The 14,293-nt window shown below is 67.3% G+C and carries 11 protein-coding genes and 1 pseudogene; 5 read left to right on the top strand and 7 right to left on the bottom strand.

The window, feature by feature from the left end:
* Window positions 1–49: 49 nt before the first annotated feature.
* Window positions 50–1,299, top strand: a pseudogene (locus BW971_RS18170) (IS30 family transposase).
* 153 nt (window positions 1,300–1,452) lie between these two features.
* On the opposite strand, the gene asnB reads toward BW971_RS18170, so the two are convergent.
* Window positions 1,453–3,381: an asparagine synthase (glutamine-hydrolyzing) gene (gene asnB, locus BW971_RS18165; RefSeq protein WP_076482471.1), complete on the bottom strand. Its 1,929-nt coding sequence runs from the start codon at window positions 3,379–3,381 to the stop codon at window positions 1,453–1,455.
* A 329-nt stretch (window positions 3,382–3,710) separates the two neighbouring features.
* Here asnB and ctaC point away from each other — a divergent pair, with 329 nt between their 5' ends.
* Window positions 3,711–4,826, top strand: a complete 1,116-nt coding sequence (ctaC, locus tag BW971_RS18160) for an aa3-type cytochrome oxidase subunit II (protein ID WP_076482500.1) — start codon at window positions 3,711–3,713, stop codon at window positions 4,824–4,826.
* Window positions 4,827–4,830: 4 nt separating this feature from the next.
* Complete coding sequence (locus BW971_RS18155; protein WP_076482470.1) at window positions 4,831–5,247, top strand: cytochrome c oxidase subunit 4; 417 nt, start codon at window positions 4,831–4,833, stop codon at window positions 5,245–5,247.
* 678 nt (window positions 5,248–5,925) lie between these two features.
* Here the strand turns inward: BW971_RS18155 and qcrB are convergent.
* From qcrB to ctaE, 4 genes are read right to left on the bottom strand one after another with little or no spacing between them, the layout of a single operon-like run.
* Window positions 5,926–7,551, bottom strand: a complete 1,626-nt coding sequence (gene qcrB / locus BW971_RS18150; protein WP_076482469.1) for a cytochrome bc1 complex cytochrome b subunit — start codon at window positions 7,549–7,551, stop codon at window positions 5,926–5,928.
* Window positions 7,548–8,723, bottom strand: a complete 1,176-nt coding sequence (gene qcrA / locus BW971_RS18145) for a cytochrome bc1 complex Rieske iron-sulfur subunit (protein WP_076482468.1) — start codon at window positions 8,721–8,723, stop codon at window positions 7,548–7,550. The genes qcrB and qcrA overlap by 4 nt, the downstream gene beginning before the upstream one ends.
* Complete coding sequence (qcrC, locus tag BW971_RS18140; RefSeq protein ID WP_076482467.1) at window positions 8,720–9,655, bottom strand: cytochrome bc1 complex diheme cytochrome c subunit; 936 nt, start codon at window positions 9,653–9,655, stop codon at window positions 8,720–8,722. The genes qcrA and qcrC overlap by 4 nt, the downstream gene beginning before the upstream one ends.
* Before the next feature lie 55 nt (window positions 9,656–9,710).
* Window positions 9,711–10,322 carry an aa3-type cytochrome oxidase subunit III gene (gene ctaE / locus BW971_RS18135; protein WP_076482466.1) on the bottom strand — a complete coding sequence of 204 codons (612 nt, stop codon included), beginning with the start codon at window positions 10,320–10,322 and terminating at the stop codon, window positions 9,711–9,713.
* Window positions 10,323–10,500: 178 nt separating this feature from the next.
* On the opposite strand from ctaE, the gene BW971_RS18130 reads away from it, so the two are divergent.
* Window positions 10,501–10,974, top strand: a complete 474-nt coding sequence (locus BW971_RS18130; RefSeq protein ID WP_234974472.1) for a hypothetical protein — start codon at window positions 10,501–10,503, stop codon at window positions 10,972–10,974.
* Entirely contained in the window at window positions 10,971–12,095 is a 1,125-nt protein-coding gene (gene trpD, locus BW971_RS18125; RefSeq protein ID WP_234974471.1) for an anthranilate phosphoribosyltransferase, read from the top strand. Before BW971_RS18130 ends, trpD begins: the two co-directional genes overlap by 4 nt.
* 16 nt (window positions 12,096–12,111) lie before the next feature.
* Here the strand turns inward: trpD and BW971_RS18120 are convergent, their stop codons facing one another.
* Entirely contained in the window at window positions 12,112–12,387 is a 276-nt protein-coding gene (locus tag BW971_RS18120) for an Lrp/AsnC family transcriptional regulator (RefSeq protein ID WP_076482464.1), read from the bottom strand.
* Window positions 12,388–12,407: 20 nt separating this feature from the next.
* Entirely contained in the window at window positions 12,408–14,210 is a 1,803-nt protein-coding gene (locus BW971_RS18115) for a DEDD exonuclease domain-containing protein (RefSeq protein ID WP_076482463.1), read from the bottom strand.
* Window positions 14,211–14,293 lie beyond the last annotated feature (83 nt).

Below are 14,293 nucleotides of genomic sequence, written 5' to 3'. Positions count from 1 at the left end.
GGGCGGGTTCTATCGGTCGTAGCAACGCTGACTGATAGGGAGTGTGGCGTTGCCGAAGTTGTTTGCCGACGAGGTGCGTGACGAGTTTTTCGCGTTGGTGTGTGGTGGGGCGTCGTTACAGCGGGCCGGCATGGTTGTCGGGGTGTCGCGTGAGACCGCGACAACGTGGTGGCGATCCTCGGGTGTTGTGACTCCACGAATCCAGTACGGCGCGACGGGGGGCTACCGGGCTCGGTACCGGCACCGAGCCCAGGCGCCCTGCGTGCCGAGGACCAGCTGCCGCGGCAGCGGCGGTCGTTGACCAGTGAGGACCGTTCCGCGATCGCGGTCGGTGTGACGTGTGGCTGCTCTTACGCCCAGATCGGAGCGATGATTGGGCGTGACAAGTCGGTGGTCTGCCGAGAGGTGACCCGTAACCGGGGCCCAGACGGCTCGTACTGGGCGCCGGTCGCCCACCGCGCCGCCCACGAACGGCGCCGGCGACCCAAACCGGTGAAGTTGGCTGCGAACCCGGGCCTGTGTCGTCGGATCGAGGTCGCGATGGACGAGGGCTGGTCACCGGGTCTGATCGCGGCGATGCTGCGCCACGAGCACCCCGGCACCAGTGCGGCAGCAAGGATGGGTCGGGTGTCGCACGAGACGATCTATCAGGCGCTCTACGTCCAGACCCGCGGCAACCTACGCGCGGACCTGCACCGGCAGCTGTCGCTGAAACGGTCGGCACGTAAATCCCGGGGCAGCACCGGCCGCGGTGGCTCACACACCTACGACCACGCACTCACGATCAGTCAACGCCCCGCACAGGTCGCCGACCGGGCCGTGCCCGGTCACTGGGAAGGTGACCTCATCCTCGGGCGCGGTAACCGATCCGCCATCGGCACCCTGGTCGAACGGTCCACCCGGTTCGTGATTCTGCTGCACCTACCTGGCCGCCGCCACGACGCCCCGAGCGTGGCGCAGGCGATGATCACCGAGATGAGCAAACTCCCCGCCCACCTACGACGCTCGATCACCTGGGACCGGGGCAGCGAGCTGGCCGACTACGTCGACATCCAACTCAACCTGCAGGCACCGGTCTACTTCTGCGACCCCCACTCACCGTGGCAACGCGGATCGAACGAGAACACCAACCGGCTCCTACGGTTCTGGTTCGAGAAAGGCACCGACCTCTCGACCCACACCCCCGACGACCTCGCCCGCATCGCCGCGACCCTCAACGCACGACCCCGCCCTACCCTGGACCTGAAGACCCCCACACAAGCACTACACGAGCTGCTCGCCAACCCGCCAGCAGCATGACCGTTGCTAACACCGATTGACCCAGCCCAGCGGGAAGTCGGCGAAACTGCGGGAAACCCGATCCCCCCGCAGTTTCGGTGACCGGCGCCCGGCCTCGGTGACCGGCGCCCGGCCCGGGGCGACGAACGCCGTCCGTCTCGCCGAACGTCGGACCTACAGGCGGACCGGGTATGTGGTGTGTTCGATGGTCGGGACGATGGACCCGTCGACGAAGATGCCGTACCAGACCATGAACATCAGCACGTTCCACAGGCGGCGACTGTTGTCGACGGTTCCCGCCCGGTGCTCCTCGAGCATCCGCAGCACGAACCGCTTGTCGATCAGGTCGTCTGTTCGCGACTCATCGATCGTCTCGCGGGCCCAGTCGTAGAGCTCCGGGCCGGCGAACCAGTGCCGGATCGGTACCGGGAAGCCGAGCTTGCGACGGTGCAGCACATGCGGCGGCACGATGCCCTCCAGGGCCTTGCGCAGAGCGTACTTGGTGGTTCCGTGCGCGATCTTCGCATCCACCGGTAGCTGTTCGGCGACGCGGAACACCTCGGGGTCGAGGAAGGGCACCCGCAACTCCAGCGAGTTCGCCATTGTCATCTTGTCGGCCTTGACCAGGATGTCGCCGCGCAGCCAGGTGAACAGGTCGAGGTGCTGCATCCGTGACACCGGGTCCCAGCCTTGGCTGGTCGCATAGATCGGCGCGGTGACGTCGGTGTGGGTCCACTCGGGCCGGTAGTCGGTGAGCACCGACCGCAGGCGCGCGTCGTCGAAGCTGCGGGCGTTGCCGTAGTACCGCTCCTCGAGCGTCTGCGAGCCGCGGTGCAGCAGGCTCTTCCCGCGGGTGCCCTCCGGGATGCGTTCGGACAATCGCCCGGCCGCGCCGCGCAGGAACCCAGGCATCCGTTCGAACGGTGCCAGCGACAGCGGCTCCTTGTAGATGGTGTAACCGCCGAACAACTCGTCGGCACCCTCGCCGGAGAGCACCACCTTCACGTGTTTGCGGGCCTCCTTGGCCACGAAGTACAGCGGGATGAGGGACGGGTCGGCGACCGGGTCGTCGAGGTACCAGATGATCTCCGGGATGGCACCGACGAACTCCTCGGGGCTCACCACCTTGACCACGTGCCTGGCACCGATGGCCTCGGCGGATTCGACGGCGACGTCTATCTCGGAGTATCCGTCGCGCTCGAAGCCGGTGGTGAAGGTGATCAGATCGGGGTTGTGCCGGATGGCCAGCGCGGCGATGGCGGTCGAATCGATCCCGCCGGACAGGAACGACCCGACGGTCACGTCGGCGCGCATGTGTTTGGCGACAGAGTCGCTGAGCACCTCGGCGATCTCGTCGAAGCGTTGCTGCTGGTGCGCTCCGTCGCCCAGCGGTCGGGTGCGGAACTGCGGGGTGAAATAGCGGTGCACCTGCGGATGCGATCCCGGGCGCACCGTCGCGTAACACCCGGACTCCAGTCGCCGCACGTCGCGATGCAGCGTCTCCGGCTCGGGAACGTACTGCAGTTCGATGTAGTGCTCGATGGCCCGGCGGTCGAGCTCGTCGCCGAGACCCAGCGGACCGAGCAGGTCCAGCAGACTCTTCTTCTCGCTGCCGAACGCGGTGCCACCGGGGCCGGTGGCCAGGAACAGGGGTTTGATGCCGAAGGGGTCGCGGGCCAAGAACAGGGAGCGTTCCACGGTGTCCCAGATCGCGAAGGCGAACATACCGCGCAGTCGGCGGACGGCGTCGACCCCCCAGTGGTGGAAGGCCGCCACGATGGCCTCGCCGTCGCCCTCGGTGTGGAACACCGCACCCTCGTCGCGGGCCAGCTGGTCGCGCAACTCGAGATAGTTGTAGATCTCGCCGTTGAACACCAGCGCGTAGCGGTCCGGGGCCTCGGCCGGGCCCCACCGCAACGGCTGCTGCGAGTGGGCGATGTCGATGATGCACAGTCGGTTGAACCCGACGACGATGTCGTCGTCGTGCCAGGTGCCCGGCTCGTCGGGGCCGCGGTGGACCATCAGGTCGGAAGCCTTGGCAACCTGGTCGACGTACTCGGGGGCCGACGCGTTCCCGGTCAGCAACCCCAGCAATCCACACACGACAGGCATCCTCGTTTCCATCGACTCCATGGCGTCAGCGGTGGGCGGTGACCGTCCACTCCGGGCCGCCGACCGCGCTGATCCCGGTCGAGTATGCCGCACCGGCTGCGAGCCGGTCAGGACCGCCGCCCGAGGTCTGTGACACGTCCCCCGAGGCCGGGAAGACACGGCCTCACCACGTGCGGAACCCGCCGTCACCCCAACCACGAAACCTCGCCGTGGTTGGTCTACGCTGCGTAGTACAACAGGCCGTGATGTGCGTTCTGCGCAGGTCGATGACGGCTCGGCCCTCGGGGCTGCGAAGAGTGGTTGGTGGCGTGCAGGAAGGCGTGAAATTGGCACACGGTGGACGGCGAACCCCCCGGCTCGGGCGTGGCGGCAAGCGTCTTGCGGCGCTCGGCGTGCTCGGGGTCGGCGCCCTGCTGCTGTCGGGGTGTAGCGGTTCCGAGGTGGTCCGCTTCGGCTGGCCCAACGGCATCACCCCCGAGTCGAAGGACATGCTGCACCTCTGGCAGTGGTGCGTCATCGCGGCACTGGCCGTGGGCGTACTGGTCTGGGGGCTGACCTTCTGGACTGTCGCGTTCCACCGGAAGAAGGCGGGCGACGACTCGATCCCCCGGCAGACCGCCTACAACGTGCCGCTGGAACTGACCTACACCGCCATTCCGTTCGTCATGGTCGCGGTGCTCTTCTACTTCACCGTCATCGTGCAGAACAACGTGGAGGCCAAGAAGGCCGACCCCGCGGTCACCATCGACGTGACCGCGTTCCAGTGGAACTGGAAATTCGGCTACCGCGACGTCAAGTTCGCCGACGGCTCCGATTACAACGGTTTCGAGCGCACCGGAAGCCCCTTCGAGTTCCAGAAGGAAGAGCCGAAGACGGACGAGGAGAAGCATCCGTTGCCCGACGGTGGCCGGTCCGACGAGGTCCGTAACTACCTCAACTTCAACAAGATCGAGACGATCGGCAGCTCGCAGGAGATCCCGGTGCTGGTGTTGCCGGTGGGTCGCCGCATCGAGTTCCAGATCGCCTCGGCCGATGTGATCCACTCCTTCTGGGTACCGGAGTTCCTGTTCAAGCGTGACGTCATGCCGTTCCCGAAGCAACAGCACACCGACGACCGGTTCCAGGTCAGCTCGATCGACAAGGAAGGCGCCTTCGTCGGCCGCTGTGCGGAGATGTGCGGGACCTACCACTCGCAGATGAACTTCGAGGTTCGTGCGGTCAGCGAGGCCAAGTTCGACGCGTACATCAAGTACCGCTCGGCCAACCCGCAGGCCGGTAATGCCGAGGCCCTGAAGGCGATCTGCGAGCAGCCGCTGTCGGTCTCGACCTTCCCGTTCCAGACCCAGCGCTCCACCAGCGGCAGCGGGACGCCTTCAAAGACCGGCGACACGTCCAACACCACACTGCCGAACTGCACCGCCGCCCAAGGAGCGTGACGCTGTGAGAATCGAAGCGCGACTTTTCGAGCTCTTGACCGCCTTCTTCTTCGCGACCGGTGTGCTCTACGCGGTGTGCACCGGCCTGACCAGTAAGAACGTGGAATGGGTTGGCACCACCGGCATCATCATGACCGGCGGGCTGACATTGATCACCGGTACCTACTTCCGCTTCGTCGCCCGTCGCGTGGACATCCGTCCCGAGGATTACGACGAGGCCGAGGTGGCCGATGGTTCCGGTGAGCTGGGCTTCTTCAGTCCGGGTAGCTGGTGGCCCATCGTCATCGCGGGATCCGCGGGCATGTTCGCCGTCGCCGGCGCCACCCGTAACTTCTGGTTCGTGGCCGTCGCCGTACTGGCGATCATCGCCTCTGCCGCCGGGCTGGTCTTCGAATACCACACCGGCCCCGAAAAGCACTGACACCGAGGCTCATCGCCGGCTCATCGCCGACTGATCGGTCGGCTGGCCCACGGGCGGCCGGGGAGTGCGTACGCACCAGTTTCCGTGATCCGCGCCTGCTACATGCCGTGCGAAGCGCGGAAATTGGTGCGACACCTCGGCCGTGCGCGACCGTGATCGTCGGAGGGTGCCGTGGGTTGCCCACGCACGGCGGTGTCGACGTCGGGCGAAGCGTCGAGGCGCGCACCACAGAGGGTCATCCGCACCAGATTCGCGTGTACGCATGGGGTGTGGCCCGTGCGGATCGTCGAAACTGGTGCGGATGTCGCGCACCCCGCACGCGACCACGGACACCACGACGACAACGACAACGCCGGTCGCAGCCTTGTTCAGGTGGTGAACCCCACCAACCCCGTCACATCACCACCGCCGCCGGGCCGTTGCGACGTCACGGCCGGGGACCGGTGTCCGCACCGTCCGCGCTCCGCGGCCGTGGCGCTACCAGGGCGAGTGGTCGACATCGTGCGGACAGGTCGCCCCGTGGACCAGCTGCGACGGGCGGCACGTCGATCCGGTTGTACAACGTCGCCAGCATGGCCGGTGGTCCCCACCGACCATGAGCCAGACGCGCCACGCAATCACGACGAGGCCCCGCATCCGAACGGATACGGGGCCTCATCTGAGCGGTTGTAGGACGGCTCACTCGAGCATGTTGCCGCCCTTGGCCTGCAACTCGTTGAGCACCTCATGCTCGGTGCGGTGCGACTCCCTGTCGAGTTCGGCGTTGCGCTTCTGCTCGTCGACGGGATCGGCGACCAACAGCGATCCGGTACCCGGGGCCCCCGCCGACCCGAGCTTGTTCATCCGTTTCGGGATGGCCGCACCCTGGTAGGGGAGGGGCACCGGGTGGCCGTGGTCGTCGACAGGTCCGAGCGGCTGGTGCAGTTCGATGTACTCACCCTGCGGCAGGCGGCGGATGATGCCGGTCTCGATGCCGTGCTCGAGGACCATCCGGTCGCTGCGCTGCAAGGCCAGCGCCCAGCGGTACGCGACGTAGTACGCGATCGGCGGCAGGATGATCAGCCCGATCCGGCCCATCCAGGTGGTCGCGTTCAGCGAGATGTGGAACTTCAGCGCGATGATGTCGTTCATACAGCTCACCGTCAGCACCGCGTAGAACGCCAACGCCATCGATCCGATCGCGGTACGCACCGGGACGTCACGCGGACGTTGCAGCAGGTTGTGATGCGCGTCGTCACCGGTCAACTTCTTCTCGATGAACGGATAGCTGAACATCAAGCCGAAGACAATGGTGATGATCACGACGACCCAGAAGATCGCCGGGATCGTGTACTTGTTGCCGAAGAAGATCTCCCAGGCCGGCATCAGACGGGCCATGCCGTCGGTCCACATCATGTAGATGTCGGGCTGCGAACCGGCCGACACGTGCGCCGGGTTGTACGGTCCCAACACCCAGATCGGGTTGATCTGGAACACGCCCGCCATGATCGACAACACACCGAAGGTCACGGCGAAGAACGCACCGGACTTGACCGCGAAGATCGGCAGGATCCGCACGCCGACCACGTTCTTCTCGGTACGGCCAGGACCGGGGAACTGGGTGTGCTTCTGATACCAGACCAGAGCCAGGTGCGCCCCGATCAACGCCAGGATGATCCCTGGGAACAACAGGATGTGCAGCACGTACAACCGCGGGATGATGATGTCGCCGGGGAAGTCGCCACCGAACAACGCCCAGTGCACCCAGGTCCCCACGATCGGGATACCCAACACGATGCCCGACATCGCCGCGCGGACACCGGTGCCCGAGAGCAGGTCGTCGGGCAGCGAGTAGCCGAAGAAGCCCTCGAACATGGCCAATACGAGCAGGAAGCAACCGATGATCCAGTTGGCCTCACGCGGACGGCGGAACGCACCGGTGAAGAAGATACGCGCCATGTGCACGATGATCGACGCCGCGAACAGCAGTGCCGCCCAGTGGTGGATCTGGCGGACGAACAGGCCGCCGCGCACCTCGAACGACAGGTTCAGCGCGGTCTCGTACGCCTTGCTCATCTCGACACCGTTGAGCGGCTGGTAGGCACCGTGATAGGTGACCTCGGCCATCGACGGGTCGAAGAAAAGGGTCAGGTACACACCGGAGATCAGCAGTACCACGAAGCTGTACAGCGCGATCTCACCCAGCAGGAACGACCAGTGGGTGGGGAACACCTTGTTGATCTGGCGCCGCATACCGGCAGCCAGGTGATAGCGCGAGTCGACTTCCTCTGCTTGGACAGCCGCGCGCTCTGCGACGAAGCTCATGGTCGATCCTTCCCCTGGCCGCGTTCCCAGAATGCGGGCCCCACGGGCTCGATGTAGTCCCCCGCTGCCACCAGGTATCCCTGATTGTTCACCGTGAGCGGCAATTGCGCCAGGGCCCTGGCGGCGGGTCCGAACACGGGCTTGCCGTATTCCAGCGCGTTGAACTGCGACTGGTGGCACGGGCACAGGATGCGGTTGGTCTGCTGCTCGTATAGCGACGTCGGGCAACCGAGGTGTGAGCAGACCTTGGTGTAGGCGTAGTAGTCGCCGTAGTGGAAGCTCTCCTGGCCCTTGCGCTGGATGGCGCGCGCGGAGTCCTCGGGACGCAACCGGATGAGCATCACCGGGTTGCGAACCAGCTTGAGACCCTCCCGCAGCTTCTCCCGCGACTCCTCGGTCTCACCCAGTCCGTCGGAGGCACGCCACGGGAACACGGTCTCCATGCCGCCCGCGTCGAGATCCTCCGGTCGCACCAGTGCGACCTGGTCGGGGTTACCGGTGTCGCGGCGCAGGAACACCGTCTCGTTGGGGTTCTTCGGGTCGTTGTAGATCGGCGACCAGCCGGTGTGCCACAGCGGGGCGTCCTTGCCCTTGGCCCAGGGATTCTTGACGATGCCGCCGAGCAGGGCGACCACACCGGTGATCGCGAAGATGCCCACACCGAAGCCCGCCGATCCGAGGATCATCTTGCGGCGGGGGAGGGTGGAGGTGTTCAGCGCGTTGGACAGCAGCGCGGCGGTGGTCTTCTTGTCCACCTCGGCCGAGCCCGGACCGTCGTGACGGTCCTGCACCGAGATCTCCTCGGGAATGAATTTCTTTGTGAACTGGATGAGTCCGATGCCCAGGGCGAGAACCGCCACGCCGAAGGTGATGCCCAGCAGCGGGGTGTTGAGCGTGTACCACCAGTAGTTCTTGTCCTCCGGCAGCGCGAACTGCCAGTGGTTCCAGATGAAGATGCCGAAGCAGGCCGCCGCGGACACGCCCGCGAGCGCGAACCAGAACGCGACGGTCCTCTCGGCGCGCTTCTCCTTCTTGGTCCCTGGTTCGGGGAAGCGGGCGCGCCGGTGGATGATCTCGACGCCGTCGAGGTTGGTGCCCAGCGTGACGAGTTCCTCGTTGGACATCCCCCGGAGTTCGTCGTCGGACGGCGTGGGCTTGCTCGTGTCACTCATGATCGTGATCCCATCCACATCGCGCCGGCGACGACGGCGACCACCCCGATGACCCACATGGCCATACCCTCGGACACCGGCCCGAAGCCGCCGAGGTCGTAACCACCCTGCGGATTGGAGGTGGTGGCGTACTTGATGTAGCCGACGATGTCCTTCTTCTCGTCAGGGGTGAGCTGACGGTCGGAGAACTTGGGCATGTTCTGTGGGCCGGACAGCATCGCGGTCCAGATCTGCTGTTCGTTCGCCGGATCGAGGTTCGGCGCGAACTTGCCCGAGGACAGTGCGCCACCGCGACCGGTGAAGTTGTGGCAGGAGGCGCAGTTCAGGCGGAACAGTTCGCTGCCGCGGCCGATGTCGTGGCCCTGGAGCTGACCCTGGGCGATGACCGGAAGGCCGTTCTCCATCTTCACCGAACCGTCGGCGTTGTGTTCGTACACCACCGAGGGGCCGCCACCGACGGACTGCACGTACGCGCCGAGCTGGTCGATCTGCGCGTCGGTGAATTTCGACGGCTTGCGGGCGGCCTGGGCCTCACCGCGTGCGGCGGGCATGCGTCCGGAGGACACCTGGAAGTAGACGGCCGCGTCGCCGACGCCGACCAGCGACGGACCGCGGCTCTGGACGCCGTCGAGGTTCTTGCCGTGGCAGGTGATACACGAGGTCTCGTACAGCTTCTTGCCGTCGGCGATGAGCGCCGCGGGCGACTGCGCGTCGGCGGTCGCGACCTGCGGGCTCGGGGTCAGAGCGGTGGCCAGACCACCGGCGGTCAGCAGTCCGGCGAGCAGCAACACCGCACCCGAGGCACGCCGACGCAGCTTGCGTCGTGACTTCGCCTTCTTCGGGTCGATGGCGGCCTTCGCCGTGCGGTCGGACGCGCCGACGCCATCACCGTCGTCTGTGGCAGGCGACGGGAGCGGTGGAGATGAACTCATCTGTCTCTCTCTACGTAGCGGACGGAACTGCTGAGCTGTGTGACGACCCGAGGGGCTAACGGATGAAGTAGATGGTCGCGAACAGTGCGATCCACACGATGTCCACGAAGTGCCAGTAGTAAGAGACAACGATCGCCGCCGTCGCCTGCGCCGGGGTGAACTTGCTCAGTTTGGTCCGGACCAGCAGGAAGATGAAGGCGATCAGACCGCCGATGACGTGCAGACCGTGGAACCCGGTCGCCATGTAGAAGACGGAGCCGTAGACGTTCGACGAGAGGGTGGTGCCCTCCTTGACCAGGTGGTAGTACTCGTACCCCTGGCCGGAGACGAAGAACGCGCCCATCAGGAAGGTCAGCACGTACCAGCGGCGCAGACCGAACACGTCACCGCGTTCGGCCGCGAACACACCCATCTGACAGGTCACCGACGACAGCACCAGCACGGTGGTCACCGGGATGGCCAGGTAGAGGTTCAGCTCGGTCGGCTCCGGCGGCCAGTTGCCGCCCGAGTTGGCCCGGGCCACGAAGTACATCGCGAACAGGCCGGCGAAGAACATGAGCTCGCTGGACAACCACACGATGGTGCCCACGCTGACCATGTTCGGCCGGTTCAGCGAGTGGACTCGCGAGGTGATGGCTGTCCCTGAGGTACCTGCAGCACTCGTCACAGACAGAAGTATGACGGTTCGTAGTATCTCGTGACCACTTGGGTCGAGGAAAAAGTCGCCCGTGTGTCGGGGCCACGGCGATGACGGGCCAAAACATCTCCGACCGCCTCCCGACCGGCGTGTCGCGGAGGCGTTCCACCGTTGCCGCGCGGGCGGTTCGGCTGTCAGGGTGATGGTCATGGCGCGCGACCTGAACGGTGCCCCGCTGACCTCCGGGGACTCGGTGTTGCGACGGTTGTTCCGTCGCGATCGTGCCGAGGACGATCTCGACGTCGACGACCCGTCGCTTGTGGTGGTCGCGGTCTCCGACGACCCCGCCGCATCGAGCGGCGCGGTCCTCGAGGCGTCGGCGTTCGTCGCCGACCGGCAAGCGGTGCTGCGACACGTGCTGGTGCTGCCCGATCGGTCGGTGGACGCGGTCCTCGATCTCGCGGCGCAGGCCGGATATCGACCCACCGACGTGCTGCCACCCGCGCTCGGCGCCGACCTCGATGCGGGGTCGAGGTGCGTGGTGCTGGCCCGACCACAACTCGTCGACGCGTTGCATTGTTCGCAGGAGCGTTCGCGGATGGCCGGACTCACCGCGCGGCATGACGGTGAGGTGCTGGCGTGGGAGGTGCTGCAGGCGCCGGTGGATAGAGTTACCGGGTGACTTCAGCTGGGGGTTCGACCGGTCCCGACTCGCCGCGTGACGTGCGCGATTGGCCGTCGGTGCTGGGCGACCTCACCGCCGGCCGCGACCTGACCGTCGACGGCGCGCGCTGGGTGATGGACGAGATCATGACCGACAGTGCGTCGCACGCCCAGATCGCCGCCTTCGGGGTGGCGCTGAAGATGAAGAAGCCCGTCGCCGACGAACTCCGCGGCCTGGCCGACGCCATGCTGGCCCATTCGGTGCCGGTGCCGGTGGACCGCGACTGCGTGGACATCGTCGGGACCGGCGGTGACCGGTCGAACACCGTGAACATCTCCACGATGTCCGCGGTGGTGGTGGCCGCTGCCGGTGTGCCGGTGGTCAAACACGGCAACCGTGCCGCATCGTCGAAGAGCGGTGGTGCCGACGTCCTCGAGGCGCTCGGGGTGACCATCGGCCTGGACGCCGACGGGGTCGCGCGCACCGTCGCCGAGGCGGGGATCGGGTTCTGTTTCGCGCCGGTCTTCCACCCGGCCCTTCGATTCGCCGGACCACCCCGAAAGCAGATCGGCATCCCGACGGTCTTCAACGTGTTGGGGCCGCTCACCAACCCCGCCCGGCCCGACAGCGGGTTGGTGGGATGCGCCTTCGCCGACGTGGCGCCCGTGATCGCGCAGACCTTCGCCGACCGGGGGAACTCGGTGCTGGTGGTCCGCGGTGACGATGGGCTCGACGAGCTCACCACCACCGCCACGTCCACGGTGTGGGTGGCCGCGGGCGGGCGGGTGGTCGAGCTGACCGTCGACCCGCGTGAGATCGGTATCGACCGGGTCGCGTTGGCGGCGCTGGTCGGTGGCGATGCCGACCACAACGCCGCCGTGGCGCGCGCGGTGTTCGCGGGTGAGACCGGGCCGGTCCGCGACGCGGTCGTGCTCAACGCGGCGGGCGCCCTCGTGGCCCACGACCGGGCGGCACTGGCCACGGTCGTCGAGACGGGCGACCGGGCCGCGTTGACGGATCTGTTGGACCGCGGCTGTGCCCGCGCCGCGGAGGCGATCGACACCGGCGGGGCCGCCCGGGTCCTGGCCCGGTGGGTACAGGTCAGTGCACCGGGCTCGGACGCACCCGACCGCACCTAGGGCGAGCGGATCCGGGTCAGTCGCCGATCGAGAACCCCGCCTCCACGTCGGCGCTGGAATAGCTGGCGAAGGCGATGTGGGTGGCCGTGTGCCGTACCCCGGGAAGCCGGTTGATCGACCCGGTCACCACCGCGGCGACCTCGGCGTGATCGCGCACCCGCACCTTGGCGATGAGGTCCACGTCGCCTGCGCAGGAGAACACCTCGACCACGCCCGGCACGTCCGCGACCGCCTGTGCGGTCTCCGGGATCTGATGGACGTCGGCCTGGATGAGGACAATCGCGGTGATCATGGCTTCACAGTAATGAGGTGTCACCCCGCCTCGACCGGCATCGCTGCCAACCGGCGGCCGGTCTCCCGCGCATCGTGCACCCGCCGCGACCACGCGGTCCAGCGACAGGCGCTGTGGGCAGGCAGACCCAGGCCCGACGTGGTGCGCACGATGCGGCACCCGGGCTCGGTCATCCACCGATAGATCAGACCCGCCTCCTCCGGTGGCGCGCCCCGCAGCGGACCGTCGGCGACGACGACGGTCTCCGCGGTGGCGGTGAGCGCCGTGATCACCGGCATCGGTGCCACCCCGCGGTGGGCCACGCCGGCCGCGGCGAGTCTGCCGTGTCGGACGATTGCGATCTCCCAGCCGCGCTCACCGTCCGGTCGGGCGATCACCACCTCCTCGATCGCACAGAGCGCGGTCAGTCGCTGGCAGCGGTCCAATGCGGTGACGGTGTCGGCCAGGCGGTCGCGGATCCGGGCCGCCGTCTCGAACATCTCCGCCCGGGCAAGACTCGCCAGTCGAGCGGTGGCGGTGTGCAGGGCGTCGTCGGACTCCCCGCGGAGCAGGGCACGCACCCGTGCGGCTCGCGGCGCGTACTGCTCGGGTGGCTCGGCGCTCGCACCCGCCGCGTGGCAACCACCGGCCGGGCGTCGGCCGTCGGCGGTGAGCTCGCAGCCGTGGCTGCCCGACCGCGGCAACCGGGTGGTGCAGCTGCGCAGGCCGCACGCCTCGGCGATCACATCGGCGATCTGCTGTGCGGTGGCCCGCGAGGTCACCGGCCCCACCGCATCACCTGTCGATGCCGTTCGGGTGACCTTGAGACGGGGGAACGCCTCATCGGTCAGGCACACCCACCAACCCCGTCGCGGATACTTGGATCGACGGTTGTACGCGGGGGCGTGTGCGGCCAATAGTCGCAGTTCCCGCACCCCCGCTTCCAACCGGTGCGCACACTCCACGTGGTCGACGCGGGTGGCCAACGCCACCATCTCTCGCATTCGCGTGCGGGTCTCCGACCCGGTGAAGTAGCCGGCCACCCGACGACGCAGGTCCGTCGCGGTTCCCACGTACAGGACCTCGTCGGACGGTCCGCGGAACAGGTAGACACCCGGTCGGTGCGGCAGGTGCCGTGCCATCACGTTCTTGGCCCGGACCTCTCGCGGCACCCCCGGTAGGTAGTCGCGCAGTTCGCGGTAGGTGTCCACGCCGAGGTTGCCGATCCGCTCGAACAGGTTGTGCATCACCTCGACGGTGGCGCGGGCGTCGTCGAGGGCGCGGTGGGTCGGAGTGGTCTGTACGTCGAACAGCTGCGCCAATGCCGCGAGTTTCACTCGGGGTGCCTCGTCGCGGGGCAGCACTCGACGAGCCAGGGTGACGGTGCACAGAGCGGGCGGGAAGGTCCACGGCACTCCCGAATCCGCCGCGGCGGCCCGCAGGAAGGCCATGTCGAAGCGGGCGTTGTGGGCGACCAGGATCGAGCCGCGCGCGAACTCCAGGAAACTGGGCAGGACCTCACCGATGGTGGGGGCGGAGTAGACCATTGCCTGGGTGATCCCGGTCAGCGCGACGATCTGCGGCGGTATCGCTCGGCCGGGGTCGACCAGGGTGGCCAGTTCGCCGAGCACCTCGCCCCCGCGCACCTTGACCGCGCCGATCTCGGTGATCCGGTCGCTGCCCGCTCGGGTCCCGGTGGTCTCCAGGTCGACGACGACGAACGTGGTTGCGAACAACGGGATGTCGAAAGCCGGCCCGGTGGCACCGTCGGATTCGCTGTTCTCCGGCGCGGTCAGGTCGGCGAAGGACAGTTGCGCGGGGAATGCGCCGGTACCCGTCTGCATGAGGCGAACGTTAGTTCGAGGGTGTGACAGCAGATTTCGTGACGGGCCCGAGGTGCCGATGAGGTCAGAGTGGCCTCTGGGGT

The organism is Williamsia sterculiae (genome assembly GCF_900156495.1).
In the GTDB taxonomy this organism is placed as follows: Bacteria; Actinomycetota; Actinomycetes; order Mycobacteriales; family Mycobacteriaceae; genus Williamsia_B; species Williamsia_B sterculiae.
The sequence above is the reverse complement of the archived record's forward strand: the minus strand, read 5'-3'. Positions and strand labels throughout refer to the sequence as shown.

Bases quoted from the DNA above. Each gene is read 5' to 3' on its own strand.
- qcrB (WP_076482469.1), bottom strand. From the start codon at position 7,551: ATGAGCTTCGTCGCAGAGCGCGCGGCTGTCCAAGCAGAGGAAGTCGAC.
- qcrA (WP_076482468.1), bottom strand. From the start codon at position 8,723: ATGAGTGACACGAGCAAGCCCACGCCGTCCGACGACGAACTCCGGGGG.
- qcrC (WP_076482467.1), bottom strand. From the start codon at position 9,655: ATGAGTTCATCTCCACCGCTCCCGTCGCCTGCCACAGACGACGGTGAT.
- BW971_RS18130 (WP_234974472.1), top strand. From the start codon at position 10,501: ATGGCGCGCGACCTGAACGGTGCCCCGCTGACCTCCGGGGACTCGGTG.
- BW971_RS18120 (WP_076482464.1), bottom strand. From the start codon at position 12,387: ATGATCACCGCGATTGTCCTCATCCAGGCCGACGTCCATCAGATCCCG.
- BW971_RS18115 (WP_076482463.1), bottom strand. From the start codon at position 14,210: ATGCAGACGGGTACCGGCGCATTCCCCGCGCAACTGTCCTTCGCCGAC.